19 protein-coding genes are annotated in these 22,245 nt (G+C 40.7%); 14 read left to right on the forward strand and 5 right to left on the reverse strand.

The genetic code is table 11. From position 1 onward, the window contains the following. Positions 1–93: 93 nt before the first annotated feature. The 6 genes from uvrA to ATE92_RS12685 all read left to right on the forward strand — a co-directional run bounded on the left by uvrA (position 94) and on the right by ATE92_RS12685 (position 12,058). Positions 94–2,946: an excinuclease ABC subunit UvrA gene (gene uvrA, locus ATE92_RS12660; protein WP_100804058.1), complete on the forward strand. Its 2,853-nt coding sequence runs from the start codon at positions 94–96 to the stop codon at positions 2,944–2,946. 98 nt (positions 2,947–3,044) lie between these two features. Beyond that, positions 3,045–3,734: a TIGR00730 family Rossman fold protein gene (locus ATE92_RS12665; protein WP_100804059.1), complete on the forward strand. Its 690-nt coding sequence runs from the start codon at positions 3,045–3,047 to the stop codon at positions 3,732–3,734. Positions 3,735–3,822: 88 nt separating this feature from the next. Continuing rightward, on the forward strand, positions 3,823–6,585 hold the full coding sequence (locus ATE92_RS12670; protein ID WP_100804060.1) for a metalloprotease: 2,763 nt from the start codon (positions 3,823–3,825) through the stop codon (positions 6,583–6,585). A 302-nt stretch (positions 6,586–6,887) separates the two neighbouring features. Continuing rightward, the gene (locus ATE92_RS12675) at positions 6,888–9,302 is read left to right on the forward strand and encodes a thiamine pyrophosphate-dependent enzyme (protein ID WP_100804061.1); all 2,415 of its coding nucleotides are present in this window, start codon (positions 6,888–6,890) and stop codon (positions 9,300–9,302) included. Between the two features lie 241 nt (positions 9,303–9,543). Continuing rightward, positions 9,544–11,214 carry an asparagine synthase B gene (asnB, locus tag ATE92_RS12680; RefSeq protein ID WP_100804062.1) on the forward strand — a complete coding sequence of 557 codons (1,671 nt, stop codon included), beginning with the start codon at positions 9,544–9,546 and terminating at the stop codon, positions 11,212–11,214. Positions 11,215–11,419: 205 nt separating this feature from the next. Further along, positions 11,420–12,058 (forward strand): SDR family oxidoreductase, encoded by a 639-nt coding sequence (locus tag ATE92_RS12685; protein WP_100804063.1) that lies wholly within the window; start codon positions 11,420–11,422, stop codon positions 12,056–12,058. 226 nt (positions 12,059–12,284) lie between these two features. On the opposite strand, the gene ATE92_RS12690 is transcribed toward ATE92_RS12685, so the two are convergent. Further along, positions 12,285–13,124 carry a 1,4-dihydroxy-2-naphthoyl-CoA synthase gene (locus tag ATE92_RS12690; RefSeq protein ID WP_100804064.1) on the reverse strand — a complete coding sequence of 280 codons (840 nt, stop codon included), beginning with the start codon at positions 13,122–13,124 and terminating at the stop codon, positions 12,285–12,287. 138 nt (positions 13,125–13,262) lie between these two features. Here ATE92_RS12690 and ATE92_RS12695 point away from each other — a divergent pair, with 138 nt between their 5' ends. From ATE92_RS12695 to ATE92_RS12715, 5 genes are all read left to right on the forward strand, one after another. After that, on the forward strand, positions 13,263–14,384 hold the full coding sequence (locus tag ATE92_RS12695) for an aminopeptidase C (protein WP_100804065.1): 1,122 nt from the start codon (positions 13,263–13,265) through the stop codon (positions 14,382–14,384). A 44-nt stretch (positions 14,385–14,428) separates the two neighbouring features. Beyond that, entirely contained in the window at positions 14,429–14,878 is a 450-nt protein-coding gene (locus tag ATE92_RS12700) for a hypothetical protein (RefSeq protein WP_100804066.1), read from the forward strand. 122 nt (positions 14,879–15,000) lie between these two features. Further along, on the forward strand, positions 15,001–15,234 hold the full coding sequence (locus ATE92_RS12705) for a thioredoxin family protein (RefSeq protein ID WP_100804067.1): 234 nt from the start codon (positions 15,001–15,003) through the stop codon (positions 15,232–15,234). Then, entirely contained in the window at positions 15,234–15,494 is a 261-nt protein-coding gene (locus ATE92_RS12710) for a DUF2024 family protein (protein WP_100804068.1), read from the forward strand. The genes ATE92_RS12705 and ATE92_RS12710 overlap by 1 nt, the downstream gene beginning before the upstream one ends. Positions 15,495–15,560: 66 nt before the next feature. Next, positions 15,561–16,166, forward strand: a complete 606-nt coding sequence (locus ATE92_RS12715) for a MarR family winged helix-turn-helix transcriptional regulator (RefSeq protein ID WP_100804069.1) — start codon at positions 15,561–15,563, stop codon at positions 16,164–16,166. A gap of 8 nt (positions 16,167–16,174) precedes the next feature. On the opposite strand, the gene ATE92_RS12720 is transcribed toward ATE92_RS12715, so the two are convergent. Then, positions 16,175–17,005 carry a S1 RNA-binding domain-containing protein gene (locus ATE92_RS12720; RefSeq protein WP_100804070.1) on the reverse strand — a complete coding sequence of 277 codons (831 nt, stop codon included), beginning with the start codon at positions 17,003–17,005 and terminating at the stop codon, positions 16,175–16,177. An 85-nt stretch (positions 17,006–17,090) separates the two neighbouring features. Here ATE92_RS12720 and ATE92_RS12725 point away from each other — a divergent pair, with 85 nt between their 5' ends. Then, positions 17,091–17,504, forward strand: coding sequence for a hypothetical protein (locus tag ATE92_RS12725; protein ID WP_100804071.1), 414 nt, complete (start codon positions 17,091–17,093; stop codon positions 17,502–17,504). A gap of 1 nt (position 17,505) precedes the next feature. On the opposite strand, the gene menD is transcribed toward ATE92_RS12725, so the two are convergent. Genes menD through ATE92_RS12740 form a run of 3 tightly spaced genes read right to left on the reverse strand, consistent with a single transcriptional unit; the run spans position 17,506 to position 20,691 of the window. Next, a complete protein-coding gene (menD, locus tag ATE92_RS12730) occupies positions 17,506–19,170 on the reverse strand; it encodes a 2-succinyl-5-enolpyruvyl-6-hydroxy-3-cyclohexene-1-carboxylic-acid synthase (RefSeq protein ID WP_100804072.1) in 1,665 nt (554 codons plus the stop codon). Positions 19,171–19,201: 31 nt separating this feature from the next. Next, on the reverse strand, positions 19,202–20,269 hold the full coding sequence (locus ATE92_RS12735) for an isochorismate synthase (RefSeq protein WP_100804073.1): 1,068 nt from the start codon (positions 20,267–20,269) through the stop codon (positions 19,202–19,204). 5 nt (positions 20,270–20,274) lie between these two features. Then, positions 20,275–20,691, reverse strand: a complete 417-nt coding sequence (locus tag ATE92_RS12740; protein ID WP_100804074.1) for a PaaI family thioesterase — start codon at positions 20,689–20,691, stop codon at positions 20,275–20,277. Between the two features lie 42 nt (positions 20,692–20,733). Here ATE92_RS12740 and ATE92_RS12745 point away from each other — a divergent pair, with 42 nt between their 5' ends. Both ATE92_RS12745 and ATE92_RS12750 read left to right on the forward strand, forming a co-directional pair. Then, entirely contained in the window at positions 20,734–21,381 is a 648-nt protein-coding gene (locus tag ATE92_RS12745) for an alpha/beta hydrolase (protein ID WP_100804075.1), read from the forward strand. Between the two features lie 93 nt (positions 21,382–21,474). Continuing rightward, positions 21,475–22,185, forward strand: coding sequence for a leucine-rich repeat domain-containing protein (locus ATE92_RS12750; protein WP_100804076.1), 711 nt, complete (start codon positions 21,475–21,477; stop codon positions 22,183–22,185). The last annotated feature ends 60 nt before the right edge of the window (positions 22,186–22,245 follow it).

A 22,245-nucleotide genomic window follows, 5' to 3' on the forward strand; every position in this document is an offset into this window, starting at 1 on the left:
CCATACACTTCAGAAAATATGCCTCTTAAAATTATTAACTTCAGATTCATATCCACTATAGATTTTCATTCCAATTGAGTACCTTTGCAAACTATGGCAAAAAATGAAGATTTTATTGAAGTTCTTGGGGCAAGAGTTCATAATTTAAAGGACATAGATGTACGTATCCCAAGGGAAAAATTAGTAGTAATTACAGGCCTTTCGGGCAGCGGAAAATCTTCATTAGCCTTTGATACTATTTATGCTGAAGGACAGCGACGCTATATTGAAACCTTTTCGGCATACGCCAGACAATTCCTTGGAAGTTTAGAACGACCCGATGTAGATAAGATCGACGGACTTTCACCCGTAATTGCCATAGAACAAAAAACAACCAGCAAGAGCCCAAGATCTACAGTGGGTACCATCACTGAAATTTACGATTTCCTTCGTCTTTTCTACGCCCGCGCCAGTGATGCCTATAGCTATAATACCGGCCAGAAGATGGTGAGTTATAGTGACGATCAAATAAAACAGCTTATCATAGACGACTTTGCCGGTAAAAAGGTAAGTGTCCTCGCCCCGGTCGTGCGTTCCCGAAAGGGTCATTATCGCGAATTATTCGAGCAGGTTGCAAAACAGGGCTTTTTAAAAGTGCGCGTTGACGGCGATGTAATGGACCTCGTTAAGGGCATGAAGGTCGACAGATATAAAAATCACGATATAGAAATTGTTGTAGATCGATTAAAAATTTCAGCACCCTCTGAAGATGGAACCGATCAAAGTGATACCGACAAACGCCTTTCAGAAACTATTATTACGGCTATGTATCACGGCGATGACGTGCTTATGGTGTTGGACAATGAAACTAACGAGGTGCGTTATTTCAGTAGATCCCTTATGTGTCCGTCAAGCGGAATTTCTTATCCGAATCCCGAGCCCAACAATTTTTCCTTCAACTCTCCCAAAGGGATGTGTCCTCATTGCAAGGGCTTAGGGAAATTATACGAAGTCAATATCAATAAAATAGTTCCCAATCCCGGTCTGTCTATCAAACAAGGAGCGTTAGCGCCACACGGACCTCAAAAAAGCAATTGGGTATTTAAGCAATTGGAGCTTATTGCTGAACGCTATCAGTTTAAATTAAGCGACCCGTTTGAAAAAATTCCGCAGGAAGCGAAAGACGTTATTTTTCATGGGGGCAATGAAAAGTTCGACATCGAATCGAAAACACTGGGTATCACCCGAAGCTACAAAATAGATTTTGAAGGAGTGGCGACCTTTCTTCAAAACACCTTTGCGGCCAACGATTCTAAATCGTTACGCAGATGGGCCAAGGAATATATGGACAAAATTTCCTGTCCCGAATGCGGCGGAAGCCGCTTGCGAAAAGAATCCCTATACTTTAAAGTGAATGGCAAAAACATTGCCGAACTGGCGCATATGGATGTGGTCGAACTGGCCGATTGGTTTTCAAAATTGGAAAAAAATCTATCCGAAACACAGCGTATCATCGCATCCGAAATTATAAAAGAAGTGCGCGCCCGACTTCAGTTTTTGGTAAATGTGGGGTTGACCTATCTGGCTTTGGACAGAAGTTCGAAGTCGCTTTCAGGAGGAGAGGCACAGCGGATTCGACTTGCAACTCAAATTGGATCGCAATTGGTGGGTGTTCTGTATATTTTGGATGAACCCAGTATTGGCTTACATCAACGCGACAATGCTAAACTTATTCAGTCCCTGCTTCAGTTGCGGGATATTGGAAATTCGGTGATCGTAGTGGAACACGACAAAGACATGATAGAACACGCCGATTATGTGATAGACATTGGTCCGGCGGCAGGAAGACATGGCGGCGAAATAGTTTCAATAGGAACCCCTTCAGAAACAAAAAAACATCACACCCTTACGGCCGATTATCTCAACGGAACCCGAGAAATTGCCATTCCGAAACAACGCAGAAAGGGAAATGGCAAAACCCTCTCACTTAGCGGAGCGACCGGAAATAATCTAAAAAATGTATCGGTTACCTTCCCGCTGGCCACCATGATTGGTGTTACGGGCGTTTCGGGTAGTGGAAAATCTACCTTAATAAATGAAACGCTGTATCCTATCTTAAACGCACACTTTTTTAACGGGGTGAAAAAGCCCATGCCCTATAAAAAGATTGTCGGCTTAAAAAATATTGACAAGGTTATCGATATCAATCAGTCGCCCATTGGAAGAACACCGCGCTCCAATCCGGCAACCTATACCGGCGTATTTTCTGAAATACGAAACCTCTTTGCAAAGGTTCCCGAAGCAATGATTCGTGGTTATAAACCGGGACGTTTCAGTTTTAATGTGGCCGGAGGAAGATGTGAAACCTGTAAAGGCGGGGGTTTACGTGTTATCGAAATGAACTTTTTGCCCGATGTGTATGTTGAATGCGAAACCTGCCAGGGGAAACGTTTTAACAGGGAAACACTGGAAATTAGATTTAAAGGGAAATCGATTTACGATGTGCTGGAAATGACCATCAACGAGTCCTGTGACTTTTTTGAATCCATTCCGAAGATTTTCAGAAAATTAAAAACCATAAAAGATGTAGGTTTAGGTTACATTACGCTTGGACAACAATCCACAACCCTTTCGGGCGGTGAGGCGCAGCGTATAAAACTAGCCACGGAATTGTCGAAACGAGATACGGGTAACACCTTCTATATTCTGGACGAACCTACAACCGGACTGCATTTTGAAGATATAAGGGTTTTACTAATTGTGCTGAATAAATTGGTGGACAAAGGAAATACTGTAGTAATTATCGAGCACAACCTGGAAGTAATAAAAACGGTCGACTATATAATAGATATTGGACCGGAAGGTGGTAAAAAAGGCGGAGAGATAATGGCCTTAGGCACGCCCGAAGAATTGATTACACATAAAAAAAGCTATACGGCACAGTTCCTTAAAAAAGAATTACATTAGTCCCTGAAAACTCTAGTAAAAATAGGGCTTGTTGAAACTTAATTGTTGTAGTAGTATATTGCAAAAATAATTGTTGAATGAAGTTTGAAGTAAATTAAATGAGAATAGAAGGCAACTCAAAAAACTGGAATGAAGTAAAAACAAACGACTCCTGGGCTATTTTTAAGATCATGGGCGAGTTTGTGAACGGATATGAAAAAATGAGTCGGATTGGCCCCTGCGTATCAATATTCGGGTCGGCACGAACCAAACCGGACCATAAATACTATAAGTTGGCCGAAAGTATTGCCAAAAAAATTACCGAAAACGGTTATGGCGTGATAACAGGTGGAGGCCCGGGAATCATGGAAGCCGGAAATAAAGGAGCCCATTTGGCCGGAGGAACTTCAGTAGGACTAAATATCACCTTACCATTCGAACAGCATGACAATCCGTATATAGACAGCGACAAGAGTATCGATTTCGATTACTTTTTTGTTAGAAAGGTGATGTTCGTTAAATATTCACAGGGCTTTGTAGTAATGCCCGGCGGATTTGGAACCTTGGATGAATTTTTTGAAGCTTTTACATTAATACAAACACATAAAATTGACAAGTTTCCCCTTATTCTTGTTGGTACCGAATTTTGGACCGGACTGATGGATTGGATTAAAGGAACACTTCTTGAGCAGAACAACAATATTAGTAAGGAAGATTTGGATTTGGTGCATATTGTGGACACCGAAGACGAAGTCCTTGAGATTTTGAACGATTTCTACGATAAATTTAATTTAAGCCCCAACTTTTAGCAAAACTTGCATCTGCTATTAAATACATAAGAATTTCTTGAGAATAATCGGTTTCATTTTAGTACTGTTTTGTTGTTGTACGGCATCCATGTTGGCGCAGCATGACATTTCGATAAATGCACAATTATTGCCTGAAACCAAGGAAATTAATATCTCACAACAAATTGTATACGCCAATACTTCCAAGGAAGTACTCACAGAAATTTATTTAAACGATTGGGCCAACAGTTTCTCAAATAAAACCACGCCTCTCGCCAAACGTTTTGCTGAAAATTACGATAGCTCGTTTCATTTTGAAAAAGATAAGTATAGAGGCAAAACTACTGTATTCAGTATCACCAATGCGTCTTCCAAACCTCTAGAATGGCAGCGTGGTGACGAAGTCGATATTATCAAGGTAATACTGGATACTCCACTACAACCGGGAGCGGAATTCACACTAAAGTTGTTGTACAAGGTAAAAGTTCCCAATGACCGATTTACACGTTTCGGCGTAAATAAAAACAATGATTATAAGCTTCAGTATTGGTATATGTCGCCTGCGGTTTTCAACGGACAATGGCAGGCCTATAGTAACAAAAATACGGAAGACCTTTATCTGCTGCCATCCAACTTTTTGGTGACTTTTAAAGCGCCGAAGCAATATTCTTTAGTGTCTGAACTCGATGTCGTTTCTGAAGTAATTTCAGAAAACGATAAAATCACAACACTTTCAGGAGAAAATCGCGTACAGGCTGTAATTTATTTGGAACAGGTTTCCAACTTTGAAACCATTGTGACCGACAAGCTGGAAGTGATAACAAACATCCCTGAAGAAAAGGTAACACCGCCCATCCGTGCGCTGGTTATCGATCGCATTACTCACTTTTTGGACGACAAACTGGGACCCTATCCGTTCGAGAAAATGATTAGCAGCGAAGAAGAGTATCGCAACAGTCCGGTCTATGGTTTAAATCAGTTGCCCGACTTTATAAGTCCGTTTCCTGATGGCTTCGAATACGACATGGAGCAGCTAAAAACCATCACTCGAAATTATATAGAGAACACACTTCCGCTGCATCCACGAAACGATTACTGGCTTACAGGTGCGATTCAGATTTATTTGATGATGGAGTATGTAGATACTCATTATCCAAAGATGAAAATTCTGGGGAAACTAAGCGATTTCTGGATAATTAAGTGGTCCCATGCTTCAAAACTGGAGTTTAATGACCAATACCCGCTATTGTATTTGAACATGGCGCGTAATAACTTGAATCAGTCACTCTCCACACCCAAAGATTCTTTGGTGAAATTCAATAAGAACATTGCGAACGACTACTATGCAGGTGACGGTCTTAAATATTTGTCGGATTATCTGGGAAAAGAAGCTCTCGAGAAAAGCATCAAACAACTCTATTCAGAAAAGAAACTGAAAGCGGTGACTACATCCGATTTTGAAACCATACTCTCACAGAACACAGACCTGCCGGTAGATTGGTTCTTTGAAGATTTTGTCAATTCGGAAGTTACCATTGATTTCAAAATAAATAAGGTGCGTAAAAAAGGAGATTCTCTGGAAGTTACAGTGAAAAACCTGCGAAATAACACCATGCCTATTTCGCTTTACGGGCTTAACAAAGATCAAATTATCTTTAAACAGTGGCTTCCTCCTATTGACTCAACAACTACCGTAACGGTAGCTGCTAAAGACGTGCGAAAACTTGCACTAAACTACGAGGAAATAATCCCCGAATACAATCAGCGGAACAATTATAAAAATGTATCTGGCTTGCTTAACAGGCCTGTTCAATTCAGGCTATTTCAGGACGTGGGAGACTCAAAATACAATCAGTTGTTCGTAATGCCTGTGTTTGAATACAACCTGTATGACGGCTTTAGTTTGGGACCTAAGTTGTATAACAAAACCGTGCTTCCAAAAGCATTTCACTATAATCTGTCTCCACAATACGGATTTCGCTCCAATACTTTGATTGGGAGCGGCTCGCTTATTTATACACAACAGTTTCAGAACAATCGTTTATACGCCATGCGCTATGGTGTTGCGGGAAGTTATTTTTCCTACGACAAAGATCTTTTCTACAAACGCTTCACCTCCTTTATGACCTTTGCCTTCAGAAACAAAGATTTGCGGGATAATGAGAAAGAGTTTATCAACTTGCGAAGTGTAAATGTTTACAGAGATGAAAATCCCGAACAGCCCAACGAAGCGCCTAATTACAGTGTTTTTAATGCACAATATGTGTATTCGAATCGCAATCTGATAAACTTTTTTAAAGGCGCAGCCGATTATCAGATATCGGACAAATTCAGTAAAATTTCTGCAACGTTAGAATTCCGAAAATTATTTTTGAATAACCGACAATTAAACCTGCGTCTATTTGCCGGCGCCTTTGTGTTTAACGATACCCGGGAGAATGAAGATTTCTTCAGCTTTGCCCTAGATCGCCCAACAGACTATATGCTGGACTATAACTACTACGGAAGAAGTGAAGACCAAGGGTTATTTAGTCAGCAGCTTATTATCGCCGAAGGCGGTTTTAAATCACAATTAGAACCTGCCTTTGCCAATAGCTGGATTACAACCTTAAACGCCAGTACCAATATCTGGAAATGGATTTTTGCCTACGGGGATATAGGTTTGGTACACAACAAAAATCAAGGAACCACATTCGTGTACGATGCCGGAATAAGAGCCAGTTTAGTAGCCGATTACTTCGAATTGTACTTTCCAATTTATTCTAATTTAGGCTTCGAACCCAATCTGCCCCATTACGACGAAAAAGTACGTTTTATAGTTACTTTAGATCTTAAAACCTTGTTAGGCCTGTTTACGAGGGAATGGTATTGATTTGTGAGCAGTGAGTTTACCTACCGTAGGTAGGCAGTGAGCAGTAAGCGGTAAGCGGTAAGCAGTATGCAGTAAGCAGTAAGCAGTAAGCAGTAAGCAGTAAGCAGTAAGCAGTAAGCAGTAAGCAGTAAGCAGTAATGTAAATTAAAAAAAATCATTTTCCCTTTTCCCTATTCGCTATTCCCTTTTCCCTATTCCCTTTAACTAGGTTATTGATTCTCAGATTTTTGCCGAAAAGTAAAACCTAAGCCTTTAACTTTACCGCTTTTTCGTTACTTTTGTAATCCCTAATTTCACTGAAGATGCAGACAAACCCTAAGACAAATAGCGAACTTTCTTTCAACGATTTTAAAGCCGAAGTACTCAACGACTATAAAATTGCTGTTACAAGTCGGGAATGCAGTTTGTTGGGACGTCGTGAAGTTTTGACCGGAAAAGCAAAATTCGGAATTTTTGGTGACGGGAAAGAAGTGCCGCAACTGGCATGGGCCAAGTCATTTAAAAAAGGTGATTGGCGCAGTGGTTACTATCGCGATCAAACGCTAATGATGGCTTTGGGCCTATTAAATATCCAACAATTTTTCGCGGGCTTATATGCCCATACAGATATTGAAGCAGATCCTATGAGCGCCGGAAGGCAAATGGGTGGTCACTTTGCCACACATAGTTTAAATGAAGACGGGAGTTGGAAAAATGTAACCGAACAATACAACAGTAGTGCAGACATCTCTCCTACTGCCGGACAAATGCCGAGATTGTTAGGATTGGCACAGGCCTCTAAAATCTTTAGAAACGACAAAGGTGCTTCCAAAATGACTCAGTTTTCGATTAAAGGAAATGAAGTTGCATGGGGAACCATTGGAAATGCAAGTACCAGTGAAGGCTTGTTTTGGGAGACCATCAATGCCGCCGGAGTACTGCAAGTGCCCATGGTGATGAGCGTTTGGGACGATGCCTATGGGATTTCGGTACATGCAAAACATCAAACTACCAAAGAAAACATTTCAGAAATATTAAAAGGCTTTCAAAGAAACGACGAGGAAGATGGTTACGAGATTTTCCGTGTAAACGGTTGGGATTACGGCGCACTTATTGAAACCTACGAAAAAGCCGGGAAGATTGCTCGAGAAGAACATGTACCTGTGCTTATTCATGTACAAGAACTCACACAGCCGCAAGGACATTCTACCAGCGGATCACATGAACGCTATAAAAGTGAAGAAAGATTGCAGTGGGAGCGTGATTTCGATTGCAATGTGAAGATGCGGGAGTGGATGATTGCTAATAATATTGCGACCGATGAAGATCTTTCGGAACTCGAAAAAAATATCAAAAAAGAAGTTCGGGACGGAAAAAAAGCCGCCTGGGATGCGTTTTTAGCACCACAACGGGAAGAACAGCAAGAAGCGATTACCTTGTTAGGAAATCTGGCTGAAAGTTCTTCGAATAAGAATTTTATTGAAAAAATTAAAAACGATTTGGCTTCTGAAAAAGAGGCGCAACGCAGAGACATTGCAGCGGCAACCCGAAAAGCGCTTCGGTATGTCGTAGGTGAAGATTCTTCGGAAAAGCGACAATTACTGGACTGGATTTCGAATTATTTTGAAACCATTCAACCAAAATACAGCTCTCACCTCTATTCCGAAGCAAAAGAAAACGCTACAACCATTTCAGAAATAAAACCCACCTACAACGAAGCTGCCGAAGAGGTAGACGCCCGATTGGTACTTCGTGATAACTTCGATGCCATCTTTGCAAAACATCCCGAAGTTGTGATTTTTGGAGAAGATGCAGGAAAAATTGGTGATGTAAATCAGGGTCTGGAAGGAATGCAAGAGAAGTATGGCGAAATAAGGGTTAGTGACGTTGGTATTAGAGAGGCTACTATTCTGGGACAAGGTATTGGACTTGCTATGCGAGGACTACGCCCTATTGCCGAAATTCAGTATCTGGATTATATCCTGTATTGTCTTCAGATAATGAGTGACGATTTGGTAACTGTTCAGTATCGCACTAAAGGGAAACAAAAAGCACCCCTTATTGTACGAACCCGTGGCCATCGCTTGGAAGGAATATGGCATAGCGGCTCTCAAATGGGTGGCTTGGTGCATTTGCTTCGCGGAATGTATATTCTGGTGCCTCGAAGTATGACAAAAGCAGCCGGTTTTTACAACACCTTATTGGAAACCGACGAACCCGCACTCGTAGTTGAGTGTTTAAACGGCTATCGTTTAAAAGAGAAAATGCCAACCAATATGGGGGAATTTAGAACCCCTATTGGAGTGGTTGAAACCGTGAAGGAAGGAAATGATATCACATTGGTTTCCTACGGAAGTACACTGCGTATTGTTGAAGAAGCAGCCAAAGAACTACAACAGGTTGGAATTGATGCAGAAGTAGTTGATATACAATCACTTTTGCCGCTCGATTTAAACCATGACTTGAGTAAAAGTGTTGCCAAAACTAATCGGTTATTAGTGATTGATGAAGACGTTCCCGGAGGAGCTTCGGCTTACATTATGCAGCACATTGTTGACACACAAAACGCGTATCAATATTTAGACAGCAAACCCCAAACACTTTCGGCGCAACCGCATCGCCCCGCCTACGGCACAGACGGCGATTATTTCTCGAAACCTTCAGCTGAAGATATTTTTGAAAAAGTATACGAAATGATGCGCGAATCTGATCCTTCCAATTTTCCGAAGTTGCGATAATTTTTCAGAAAAAAATTGGTAATTAAATAAATTATTCGATATTTGAATTCTAAACAAGCAATAAACAAGTCAATGTATAACTCATCAGTAAATAATAATAATCGGATGCCTTAACAAAACTTGTCGAGATATATGAGCCTGTCAAGTTTTTAAATTTGACAGGCTTTTTTTTGCTTCGAACCTACTATAAGTATGCTGGGTGATTTCAAAAAGCAAACTAACCAAATAAAATAAAAATAGTATGTGTGGAATTGTATGTGCCTTTCGTTTAAAAGAACCTTCTGAAGCTTTGCGACCTCAGCTCTTGGCAATGTCTAAATGTATACGGCATCGCGGGCCGGATTGGAGTGGTATTTTCAGTAATGAGAAAACCATTATGGCGCACGAACGTCTGGCGATTGTGGATCCTACTTCAGGGAAACAACCTTTGTTTTCGGAAGATAAGAACCTCGTACTGGCAGCAAATGGCGAGATTTACAACCATCAGCAACTTCGGAAGCAGTTTGACGGGCGTTATAATTTTCAGACAAAAAGTGATTGTGAGGTGATCCTCGCGCTTTACAAAGAAAAAGGAAGCAAATTTTTGGACGAATTGAATGGCATATTCGGATTTGCGCTTTACGATGTTGAACGAGACGCATACCTTATTGCACGAGACCATATGGGTATTATTCCCTTGTACATGGGTTGGGACCAGAACGGAACGTTTTATGTTGCATCCGAATTAAAGGCGTTGGAAGGAGTTTGTACAAAAATTGAGCTCTTCCCTCCGGGACATTATTTAGATAGCACCGAAGGAGAATTAAAACGCTGGTACAGCCGTGACTGGATGGAATTCGATGCGGTAAAGGACAATGAAACCAATATTGCCGCACTTCGTAAGGCTTTGGAAGAAGCTGTTCATCGTCAGTTAATGAGTGATGTTCCTTATGGCGTGTTACTTTCCGGCGGATTGGACTCTTCCATAACTTCAGCAATTGCGAAAAAATATGCCGAAAAACGTATTGAAAGTGACGACCGTGATAAGGCCTGGTGGCCGCAACTGCATTCCTTTGCCATTGGTTTGGAAGGTTCCCCCGATTTGGCAGCTGCACAAAAGGTAGCCAAACATCTCGACACAGTGCATCATGAGATAAAATTTACCATTCAGGAAGGAATTGACGCCATCCGCGATGTGATTTATCACTTAGAAACCTATGACATCACCACCATACGTGCTTCTACCCCTATGTACCTTATGGCCAGGGCAATTAAAGCTATGGGTATAAAAATGGTGCTTTCAGGTGAAGGTGCAGATGAGATTTTTGGTGGATATCTCTATTTCCACAAAGCGCCAACTGCCAAGGATTTTCACGAGGAGAACGTTCGTAAACTGGACAAACTGCATATGTACGATTGCCTAAGAGCGAATAAATCGCTGGCTTCATGGGGCATTGAAGGACGTGTGCCATTTCTAGACAAGGAATTTATGGATGTGGCTATGCGCATCAATCCGCAGGACAAAATGATTAATGGCGAGCGTATGGAAAAATGGGTATTGCGGAAGGCTTTTGAAGACATGTTGCCAGAGAGCGTGGCCTGGCGTCAAAAGGAGCAGTTTAGTGATGGTGTAGGTTATAGCTGGATTGACACGTTGAAAGAAATGGTGAATGAAGAGGTGAGTGACGAACAATTGAAAAACGCACATTATAAGTTTCCTATTCAGCCGCCAAGCAGCAAGGAAGAGTTTTACTACCGTTCTATTTTTGCAGAACATTTTCCCAGCGATACTGCGGCATTAAGTGTGCCATCAGTGCCTTCGGTGGCTTGTAGCAGCCCGATAGCGTTGGAATGGGACGAAAGTTTTAAGAATATGAACGATCCCAGTGGAAGAGCTGTTGCCAAGGTGCATGCCGATGCCTATAAGAAGTAGGAAGTATTGTCGATTTGGGATTTGGGATTTGGGATTTTAGATTTGTGAATAACGAGTTTTGAGCAAAATTAAATGTTGCCCCATTTTCTTCTCTTTTACTTTTACGCACCAAGACCTTGTTAATATATACTAAAAAGCTCCTAAAAGCTCGTTAAACATACCAAATCTGTACTGCGATAGTCGATATAGTTTGTATCTTCCTATTATGGAAAAGATATTAGTAGCCGGTGCAACAGGCGCCACAGGAAAAAAAATTGTTTCTCTTTTAAAGGATTCTGAAAAGTTTCAACCCGTGGCTATGGTGCGAAACGAAAAGCAGCAACACGAATTTCAACAGCAGAACATTGAAACTGTTCTTGGTGATTTAACAAACGATGTTTCGCGTACCACCGAAGGAATAGACCGGGTGATTTTCGCAGCCGGATCCGGAGGAAAGGACGTTATGAACGTCGATCAGGATGGGGCGATAAAGCTCATTGATGCCTCCAAGAAGCATCGTGTAAAGAAATTCGTGATGCTTAGTTCGATGGGCGCCGATAAACCGGAACAAGCAACCGAACTGGAAGACTATTTAAAAGCAAAACACAACGCCGACCAGTATCTGGATATTAGCGGTCTTACTTTTACAATCGTTCGCCCGGGAACATTGACTAACAATGAAGGTCTAGGGAAGATTAAACTGGCCCACAAGCTGAATGAAGCCGGTGAAATACCACGCTGGGATGTAGCAAGAACCTTGGTGAAAAGTCTGGACACAGAAGTCGCCAAAAACCAAGCATTTGAAATAGTAACAGGAGAGACCAAAATTGAAGATGCCGTAACGTCGTTTCAAGTATTGTCTTAAGGAATATAGCCTGAGAACTAAAAGAGCTTTTACTCCTCACCTTTCGGTGTGACAAAAGGACGATTTTGGATTGAAGATTTACGATTGACCATTTACGATTTACTATGATGATTTTAGGAGTCTAGTTAGTCTATTTTCTTTTTTCTAACTTCTGTTGTCTATTCACCACTCACTCTACACCACTCACTCTTCACTGCTCACCCTTCACCCTTCACCCTTCACCATCCTACGGCAACCACTTCTTATCGAAATTAGGCTTGCGTTTTTCTAAGAAAGCATCTCTCCCCTCCTTTGCCTCATCAGTCATATAGGCAAGTCTTGTGGCTTCACCGGCAAAGACCTGCTGTCCCACCATGCCGTCATCCGTTAGGTTCATAGCAAATTTCAGCATTTTTATAGAGGTGGGCGATTTTGCTAATATTTCCTGCGCCCAATCAAAGGCAGTTTGCTCCAATTGATCATGTGGTACAACCGCGTTTACCATTCCCATCTCAAAAGCTTCTTGCGCGCTGTAATTTCTTCCGAGGAAAAAGATCTCGCGAGCCCGCTTCTGTCCTACCATTTTCGCCAGATACGCACTTCCGTAGCCACCGTCGAAACTGGTGACATCGGCATCGGTTTGTTTAAAGATTGCATGTTCTTTACTCGCCAAAGTCAAATCGCACACCACGTGTAAACTGTGTCCGCCTCCTACCGCCCATCCGGGAACCACGCATATTACAGCTTTGGGCATAAAGCGAATCATTCGCTGTAGATCCAGAATATTTAATCGATGGTACCCATCGTCTCCCACATAGCCCTGGTGTCCCCTTGCCTTCTGGTCGCCTCCACTGCAAAAACTATACACCCCATCCTTACCAGAAGGGCCTTCGGCAGATAACAACACTACGCCAATACTTGTGTCTTCCTGGGCATCGTGAAAGGCATCCAGTAATTCGGAAGTTGTTTTTGGACGAAAAGCATTGCGAACATCGGGTCTGTTAAAAGCAACCCGAGCCACCCCGTCACATTTTTTATAGGTGATATCTGAATATTCTTTGACCGTTTTCCAGTTGGGTGTGCTCATAATTATTAAATTTACCCCAAAGATAAAATACTATTTTCACAATGTCCCATCGAACGCAGTCGAAATGCTTTATACGTTAAAAAATAAAGCCGTGCTTTAAAGCTACGTTAAAAAGGACTTATTAATTCAATAACAACAATGCGTACATTACTTACTTTCTTTGGAATTCTATTCATTTCATTTCACCTTTCTGCACAAGAACCCTATCAATTTACAACAGTAACAGATCTGGAAGCGACTCCGGTTATTAGTCAGGGGCGCACAGGAACTTGTTGGAGCTTTTCTACTTCTTCATTTTTGGAATCTGAAATTATTCGCCTTACCGGAAAGCAAATAGACCTTTCAGAAATGTACACGGTGAGGAATACCTATCCTAAAAAAGCCGATAATTTTGTAATGCGACAAGGAAAGGCCCAATTTAGTGAGGGCGGATTGGCGCATGATGTGATCAATTCGATTAGAGAATATGGTCTTGTAACCAATGAAGCCTATAGCGGGTTGTTTCCTTCGGAAGATACGCATAATCATGCTGAACTGGTTGCGGTATTGGAAGCCATGTTAAAGACCTACGTTGATAATCCCGGAAAAAAACTCAGCAAGCATTGGAAAAAGTCGGTTGAAGCCGTTTTAGATGTGTATTTGGGTAAAAATCCCGCGACTTTTACGTTTGAAGGCAAGCAATACACACCACAGTCGTTTTTACAAATGACGAAGATTGTTCCTGATGATTATGTGACCATCACCTCTTTTTCACACGCGCCTTACTACGAGCAATTTATTTTGAATATTCCCGATAACTGGAGCTACGGCAATATGTATAATGTTCCGCTAGAGGAACTAATTTCGACGGTAGATAATGCGCTTCAGAATGGGTTTACAGTCGAATTGGATTGTGATGTAAGTGAGCGTACATTCTCTTCCAAAGACGGTGTGGCTGTAATTCCGAAGGATTCAGAAAATAATATAAAAGCATTGCAAGGCGTATATCAAGAAATGAATATCACCCAGGAGTTTCGTCAGGATGAATTTGAAAACTTTACCACCACCGATGATCATTTGATGCATATTACAGGACTGTTACGCGACCAGAATGGCACAAAGTACTACAAGGTTAAAAACAGTTGGGGCACCGACGAAACCCGTAACGCGAATGGTGGGTATGTCTATTTTAGTGAGGCTTATATGAAACTCAAGACCATTAGCGTTATGGTCCATAAGGATGCTGTTCCAAAGGCCACTGCAAAAAAGTTAAACTTTTAAGAATTAAAATAGGTTGTGGAATCATTATTGATAGCTTTGTTTGTATGAAAAAAAGTGTGCTGCTTTTACTTTTCTTACCGGTATTCGCCATGGCGCAATACGATTTTGACACACGTTATTTTACCATTACAGCCGAGTCCCTCCCCGAAATAGAAGATTTGACCGCTCCTTCGTTTTCCTTAGAAAAAGGCCCCACATTTTCAACCAAGTTGAAAACCTTTCAGATGAATGTTGATAACTACCGGCAGCCGGTCGATATGGCTACGGCTGTTAATGACGGCGACAAATACATTCAAAGGAATGTTGATGTTGGCCCGCTGCAACAAAAATTGTTAGGTAGTGTTGGAGTAAAACCCGGGTATCAAACAGACGGTACTACTACCGTCAAAAATATCGCCTATAAGGAAGTTCGCGGTTTAAATCTAATGGATCCTTGTCCGCCCTATGGCATCTGCTCACGCTGCGCTCACTATCGAGTTGGGAGAGGCTATTAATTCTCACTTAACATTTGCTTACACATGAATGTTGTACATAAATAATTTGCAAAAAATTTGTTTAGTTAGGATTCCTTACTATATTTGTAAAAGCAATAATGCTCTAATTAAAAAATAACATCATGGCTAAATCCATTTTTTACCACGCAGGTTGTCCGGTTTGCGTAAGTGCCGAAAACGACATTTTAAACCTAGTAAATCCCAACAATGTTGAAGTTGTTCATCTGGGAGAAAACAAAGCAAGAATCAAAGAAGCAGAAAGCGCAGGCGTAAACTCTGTCCCTGCTCTATTAACCCCAAATGGAAATGTGCTTCATATAAATTTTGGGGCTTCATTGGACGCTTTGAAAAACTAATGAGGGTAGCTGTTTGGGACACCTATGTAGGCCGAGAGGATGGTATAACCATGCATTTCGACATTCTGGTTCCGTTTGAGACTCCTTCAGAAAATGTTTTTGAATATGGACGAAACTATTTAGATGGAAAGGCGTTTAAAACAAACGGACTTGATAGTAAGGCATGTACCTTCTGTCATATGGAACAAGCAACGCAACCCATAGTTAATGCTATAGAAGCGAATGGTTTCTATATCATTGAAATGGAAAATTGTACGTAATAATTTGAAAAAGTAATTAGGATATCTAACTTTGCCTGCTCCGACTAACTCGCGGCAGGCTTTTTTATGCAACAAAGTATATTTAATACCAACACCCAACAGGATAGTGTTTCCGGTAAAATTGTAATTGGTTTAGAGCGTATTTCTGAAGCGTTCAGAACACTTTTATGGGAGCACGCAAAAACAATTGGTGTTAGCCCCATGCAAATACAAATCCTGCTTTTTATTGCTTTTCACAAAGAAGAGTACTGTAACGTAAGCTACCTTTCAAAGGAGTTTGACGTAACAAAGCCTACCATAAGCGATGCAGTAAAAGCCCTTGTCGCCAAAAGGTTAATTGAAAAGGTTCCATCCACAAAAGATAGTAGGAGCTATTCCATTTTGTTATCTGAAGAAGGCAAAGCAGTGGTAAATGCCACCTCACATTTTGCGAATCCCATAAAAAACAGTCTGGACAATCTTGAGAACACAAATTTGGAAGCTCTTTACGCCATGGTGAGTAAATTAATTTACGGATTACACAAAAGCGGAGTAATTAGTGTACAAAGAACGTGCTTTGCATGTACGTTTCATTCCGAAAACGGCGAAGGTGATTTTTGTAATTTGCTGAATAAACCCCTGTTAACAAAGGACATTCGTTTGGATTGCCCGGAGTTTGAAACAAAAGCGTAATAGTAGTATTATACCAACTCAATTCCGTCCTCCTTTATAAGAATTTGCTTATCCTTATAAAGCGTCCCTATTGCCTTCTTAAAACTTTTTTTACTCATCCCCAACTCTGTTTTAATGGTTTCGGGATCCGATTTGTCATGAACAGGTAGAAATCCGCCGGCTGCTTTTAACTCTTCCAAAATAAAATTGGCATTGGGCTCAATACTTCTATAGCCGGGCGGCTGCAATACAACGTCTATTTTATTGTCATCGCGTACCTTTTTTATAAAAGCTTTCAGACGATCACCGGTGCGGATGTCTTCAAAAATATCATCGATATAAATAAGACCTTTGTGCATTCCGTTGATAATTACATTCGCACCTTTTTCGGTGAGGTGTGTAACCAAAACATCAACTTCATCAAATTTTTCGAGAGTTACCACGTCATTATTCAAAAACTTATCGGTCTTGCTCGAACCCACCAAGCGATCGGTTTTTTCATCCAAATACATATAAACAATATACCAGCTGCCCACTTTCATAGGGCGCGCTTGTTCTTTAAAAGGAACAAACAATTGCTTCTCCAAGCCCCAATCCATAAAAGCCCCAAATTCGTTAACGTCACTGCAATGTAAATAGCCATAGGTATTTAGCATAACAAAAGGCTCCAAAGTAGTCGCAATGGGACGCTCTTCGTTGTCTAAATAGCAGAAGACCCGAATTTCATCTCCAATTTCATAAGTTTCGGGTTTGTATTTATGCGGCAGCAACAGTTCATTTTCTTCATTATCGCCTAAATACAATCCTGGATCTGTCTCTCTTAAAATTGTAAGTGTATTGTATTCACCTAGTTGAATCATAGCGGCAAAGATACGATTTCAGAATTGAAAAAATTGCTAAAAAAACGTTGCAAAGTTCAGAACAATTTTAGTATTTTCACAACCGATGAATCCTCACAATCCTCACCTTTTCCCTGAACCACTTGCCTTACAAAAGGTGATGGAAACCGAAATTGGCAACATCTATTTTTACGATAACCTCGTAGTTGTAGAAGCGCATGAAGGTGTAACTCTATCTTATGCAACAGGGTTTTCAATTTTGGTAAAAGGACTTCAATATTTAGGTGCAAAATCATGGATTTATATTGCCAACCGAATTAATTCCTATTCGGTAAATCCAAATGACTATAAATACCTGGAAAAGATTCCGACTTTAAAAGGAATTGCCATAGTAACACCTTCCGAAATCGGGAAGAAGAACGCTGCACTCGAGGCCAATTTCTACAATAAAAACTTTACGGTCGTAGACGATTTACCGACGGCATATTATTGGGCCCGGGAAATTTTAGGGGAACTATAAATTACTTCAAATATTGAAAATATGCTGTTAGAACAGCGTCGTTAACTTCTGAAGGTGTAAAAACCTCCAATACTTTAGGCGTTTCCGAAGCTTTAAAAAATTCATTCAATTCATTTTCAACTTCCTTTTCATTTTTTGCCGAAAGATATTCGAACCCATACATCTCGCTTAAATGTTTGGCTGAAAGATGGTGTTTCGTTTCAAAATAGGTGTCAAAATGCGCTGTATTCTTAGCCCCGGGAAGAATTCTGAAAATACCTCCTCCACTATTATTTACAACAATGATTCTGAAATTGTTAGGAATATAATTATTCCACAACGCATTACTGTCATAGAAAAAAGCCAAATCGCCGGTGACAAAAACTACCTGCTTATCTGAAGCAAAGGCAGCTCCTATCGCCGTACTCGTACTGCCATCGATGCCACTTGTTCCTCTGTTACAGAATACTTCAATGGATGCATCTATTTTAAAAAGCTGCGTATAGCGAATGGTTGCGCTATTGGCCAATTGTAAAATACTTTTCTTGGGAAGGGCTTCGCAGAGTCCGGCAAACACCTTAAAATCTGAAAAAGCAACCTCATCGAGATAGGCCTCATGTCGTGACAATCTGTAACTTTTCACAGTTAGCCACTCTTTCTGAAAAGTACTTGAAACTACTTGAGCTTCAGGTAAAAATGCCTTTAAAAAAGTTGAAGGAGTGGTCTTAAAGTGATGTTTTAATACAAAATAGGTGTCGTACGCTTTCTTAGGGTCGACATGCCAATGAGTCTTTGGAGGATAGCTCCTTAAAAAGGCTTTTACTTTCTTTGAAACCACCATCCCGCCGAACGTCAATAATATATCCGGTTGGAGCGCTGTAAATCCGTTAGCATCCAACGGCGCTATCAATTGATCGATGGCATGAATAAAATTTGTGTGATGTAGATTGGAAGTAGTTTCTGTAAAAACCACCACGCTCTCATCTTGCGCCAATGTTGCGAGCATTTTTTCCTCCAAACTGTTGGGAGATAACACTCCTGCAAGTATAATTTTTCGGGAGCTGGTATTCCACTCTTTAATAAAAGGCTGGAGATCCTCCGTCAGTACGTTTGTTGACCTTCTAACCGGCACATGTTGCGGCCGCACTTGCAAATCGGGTACTGTAAGATATAGTGGTTCCGAAAAAGGAACATTGATATGAACCGGCCCTTGCAATTCGAAGGCTGTATTAAGGGCGATATTAATTTCCGTTTCATTAAAAGTCTGATGTGCTTCTCCTTCAACGCAATTGGCGCTGTATAGAATATGATTGGAAAACACGTTTTCCTGTAAGATGGTCTGCCCATCCCCCATTTCCAATAATTCGGAAGGGCGGTCGGCCGATATCACCACCAAAGGGATATCGCTGTAAAAGGCTTCCGCAATTGCAGGATAGTAATTCAGAACTGCCGATCCCGAAGTACACACCAAGGCGACAGGTTTTTGAAGCTGCTGTGCAAGTCCCAATGCAAAAAAAGCGGCGCAGCGCTCATCTACTATACTGAAATTTTTAAAATCGGGGTGCTCGGTAAAACCAATGGTTAACGGCGCATTGCGGGAACCGGGAGAAATTACAATATGATCAATTCCTTTGACAAGGCATAATTGGGTGATGGTTTGCGAAAGGATTTTCTGTGAAAAATTCATTAACAACAAAGGTACAAAGTAGCCTGCAATATTACAGCATTGGTTGCAATACCTGTAACATTGTTTGCAATTTATTTTGTGTTTCCTGCCATTCCTCAAAGGGTTTTGAAGCCCCGGTAATACCTCCGCCTGTATAAAGTATTGCCGTGTTACCGGTGATTTTCATACATCGAAGATTGACATACAGATTGGAACAACGGTCATTTCCACAGATAGGCCCTACAAAACCTGTATAAAACTCCCTATCGTATCCCTCTTTTTCGGTTATAAATTTCTTGGCCTCCTTTTTTGGAGTACCGCAAACGGCGGGAGTGGGATGTAAAACTGTAGTAATTGTTTTTAAGGTGGCCTTTCCATTCCGCAAAATACCCGTAATATCTGTGCGCAAATGTGCCAAGGTTCCCGCTTTGTGAGTATAGGTTTTTGAGATTTTTAAAACATCGGTTACTTTTTGAAGACTATTTGTGATAGCATCCGTAACAAATCGTTGTTCTTCAATTTCTTTGTCGTTCCAGTAGATAGGGGCCTTTTCGTTGTATGGCTGTGTTCCCGCCAGCGCCATAGAAGTAAAAGAGGTGTTTTCGGTTTTTACCAGAATTTCGGGAGTCGCACCGCACCATAGACCGGTATCGGGATGAAACCAAATATATCGGAAAGCGCCCGGATACAAGTTGAATATTCTGTTACATAGGGTTGAAATCTGAAATTTTTTCAATTTCATATGATACTTACGGGACAGTACAATTTTATTTGCGTTCTTTATTGTAATTACGTGTATGGCCTCTTGAACCAATTTGGTATACCTATCTTTTTCTGTATTATCTTCCTGCGGAATTATTTCTTTTCTTACAGGGGTTGTCTTTTCAATTTTTGCTTCCAGAATCGTGCTCAATGCATACGGAATACAATAGGCACTTTCAGTAAAATTAAATGGCGCCATCACGACCGATCGCTCTATAAAGGTGTCGGTGGTGTGTAATTGCGAATCGTTTTGAAGCAATGCTACAAGCGAATCACTATCCGGTAAAGAAAAAACCACAAAAGGGAGTTCTTTCTTAAAATGGGTATTCAAATTTTCAGTGAGTAGTTGTAGGTCCATTTTCACTAAGTACGTAAAGTTAGGGTAGTAAGTTTTACAAGTGATATTAATTGATCGTCTTCATTTACTATAGGGATGTGCCACAATTGTGTTGTTCTTCCTTTATGAAGTATTTTCGCCTTGGCGTAAACATATCCGTCACGGATGCTTTTCACATGATTTGCCGCTATTTCTATGCCTCTAATTTGCGCATCCTTTCCCAAGAAGATATAGGCTCCGGCACTTCCAACACTTTCAGCCAATGCAACCGAAGCGCCTCCATGCAATATTCCATCCGGCTGATGTACTTTTGTTGTTACCGGCATTCTTGCAATTACAGTATCTTCAGTCACATCCGTAAATTCAATCTCGAGCGTTTCCAGCAAGTTATTTTTACACATCGCATTCAGTTTTGCCAAGGTTTCTTTTTTAGAATACTCCATAAGATTAATTTACCTTTGTAAAAATACGAAATACCACTAATTATGCAGCTAGAAAAGCAGGTTTCTTTTACCGTCACTAACACATATTCAACATATAATGCCCTAACATCAAAAACTAAAAACGTCTGGTTTGTTTTTCATGGCATGGGTTACTTGAGCAGGTACTTTATTCAGTATTTTAAAAATCTTAATGAGGAAGAAAATTACATTATTGCACCACAGGCGCCGTCGAAATACTACCAGGGCACAGATTTTAAACATGTGGGAGCATCCTGGTTAACAAAGGAAAATACAGCTGAAGAGACACAAAATGTCCTGACTTATGTGGACAGTGTTTTTGACGCCGAAAAAATACCCGAAAACTGTAATTTTATCATATTGGGATACTCGCAGGGTGTATCCATTGCTACACGATGGCTGGCGAGCAGAAAAATACAATGTGACCATCTTTTACTGCATTCGGGAGGAATCCCAAAAGAGTTAACTCCAGACGATTTTTCCTATTTCAACGAGGGAACTCAGGTAACCTACCTCTATGGAGATAAGGATCATTACATTACAGAAGCCAGAAAAACCGAGGAAGCATTGAGAGGAAGCGCTCTTTTTGGCACCAAACTAAAAATCGAGGTTTTCTCAGGCATACACGAGGTTAACACTGCTTTTCTTACAAAGTTAGCAACAAGCAAATAATTATTTTTGTGTAGTTCGTCGAATTTATTTGCATTATATCTGTAAATGATATTTATTTACATTGTAATGTAAGAATTTTCACACCCCCGACTTATGAAAAACACACTACTAACTTTTGGATTGATGCTATGTACAGTAGCATTGCTTGCACAAGTAAGTGCAAAAGAGAAGCAAGCGCTTTTAGATTTATTTGTTGCCACCAACGGTGAAAATTGGACTCATTCATGGGATACCAACACACCCGTTTCAGATTGGCAAGGAATTATTGTTGAAAATAATAAAGTGGTAAGCATCAGTTTGCTGTTTAACAACATGGAAGGAACGATCCCGGCTTCACTTGGAGATTTAGAGGCCTTAACTGTATTGGAAATGTCATTCAATAAACTATCCGGTAAGCTACCGGCTTCATTGGGAAATCTAAGTAATTTAGAAATTCTTGCCTTTAATGGTAACAACCTGAAAGGTTCCATTCCCGAAAGTTTTGAAAATCTGAAAAATTTAAAACAACTACACCTTAGTAGTAATAAATTAAGCGGAACAATCCCAAATACACTTGGTGATTTAGACAATCTGGAAGTATTTAATGTTTTTGACAACAACCTGGTTGGTGATATCCCTTCCGGACTTGCAAACCATAGAAGCTTAAGAGAATTAATGGTTGCCGAAAATAATTTAGTATCAACCGCCAACTTTTCGGCTGTACTGTTATCTAATTCAGGTGCTAAAATAGATGTCAATAAACCGGTCTTAACTCCAGGTGCCAAAACGGTAATTGCAACCGAAACCAGCGACGACGAAAACTAAACAGCAACTTTCTAATCCTCAATATATACACTGCGGCTTACAAAGGCCGCTTTTTTTAAT

Source organism: Ulvibacter sp. MAR_2010_11, assembly GCF_002813135.1.
Taxonomy (GTDB): domain Bacteria; phylum Bacteroidota; class Bacteroidia; order Flavobacteriales; family Flavobacteriaceae; genus Altibacter.

Coding starts and splice junctions, on each gene's coding strand:
- ATE92_RS12750 (WP_100804076.1), top strand. CDS start 21,475: ATGAAAAACACACTACTAACTTTTGGATTGATGCTATGTACAGTAGCA.
- ATE92_RS12690 (WP_100804064.1), bottom strand. CDS start 13,124: ATGAGCACACCCAACTGGAAAACGGTCAAAGAATATTCAGATATCACC.
- ATE92_RS12725 (WP_100804071.1), top strand. CDS start 17,091: ATGAATCCTCACAATCCTCACCTTTTCCCTGAACCACTTGCCTTACAA.
- ATE92_RS12665 (WP_100804059.1), top strand. CDS start 3,045: ATGAGAATAGAAGGCAACTCAAAAAACTGGAATGAAGTAAAAACAAAC.
- ATE92_RS12675 (WP_100804061.1), top strand. CDS start 6,888: ATGCAGACAAACCCTAAGACAAATAGCGAACTTTCTTTCAACGATTTT.
- ATE92_RS12670 (WP_100804060.1), top strand. CDS start 3,823: ATGTTGGCGCAGCATGACATTTCGATAAATGCACAATTATTGCCTGAA.
- ATE92_RS12715 (WP_100804069.1), top strand. CDS start 15,561: ATGCAACAAAGTATATTTAATACCAACACCCAACAGGATAGTGTTTCC.
- ATE92_RS12710 (WP_100804068.1), top strand. CDS start 15,234: ATGAGGGTAGCTGTTTGGGACACCTATGTAGGCCGAGAGGATGGTATA.
- asnB (WP_100804062.1), top strand. CDS start 9,544: ATGTGTGGAATTGTATGTGCCTTTCGTTTAAAAGAACCTTCTGAAGCT.
- menD (WP_100804072.1), bottom strand. CDS start 19,170: ATGAATTTTTCACAGAAAATCCTTTCGCAAACCATCACCCAATTATGC.
- uvrA (WP_100804058.1), top strand. CDS start 94: ATGGCAAAAAATGAAGATTTTATTGAAGTTCTTGGGGCAAGAGTTCAT.
- ATE92_RS12740 (WP_100804074.1), bottom strand. CDS start 20,691: ATGGAGTATTCTAAAAAAGAAACCTTGGCAAAACTGAATGCGATGTGT.
- ATE92_RS12745 (WP_100804075.1), top strand. CDS start 20,734: ATGCAGCTAGAAAAGCAGGTTTCTTTTACCGTCACTAACACATATTCA.
- ATE92_RS12735 (WP_100804073.1), bottom strand. CDS start 20,269: ATGGACCTACAACTACTCACTGAAAATTTGAATACCCATTTTAAGAAA.
- ATE92_RS12720 (WP_100804070.1), bottom strand. CDS start 17,005: ATGATTCAACTAGGTGAATACAATACACTTACAATTTTAAGAGAGACA.
- ATE92_RS12685 (WP_100804063.1), top strand. CDS start 11,420: ATGGAAAAGATATTAGTAGCCGGTGCAACAGGCGCCACAGGAAAAAAA.
- ATE92_RS12700 (WP_100804066.1), top strand. CDS start 14,429: ATGAAAAAAAGTGTGCTGCTTTTACTTTTCTTACCGGTATTCGCCATG.
- ATE92_RS12705 (WP_100804067.1), top strand. CDS start 15,001: ATGGCTAAATCCATTTTTTACCACGCAGGTTGTCCGGTTTGCGTAAGT.
- ATE92_RS12695 (WP_100804065.1), top strand. CDS start 13,263: ATGCGTACATTACTTACTTTCTTTGGAATTCTATTCATTTCATTTCAC.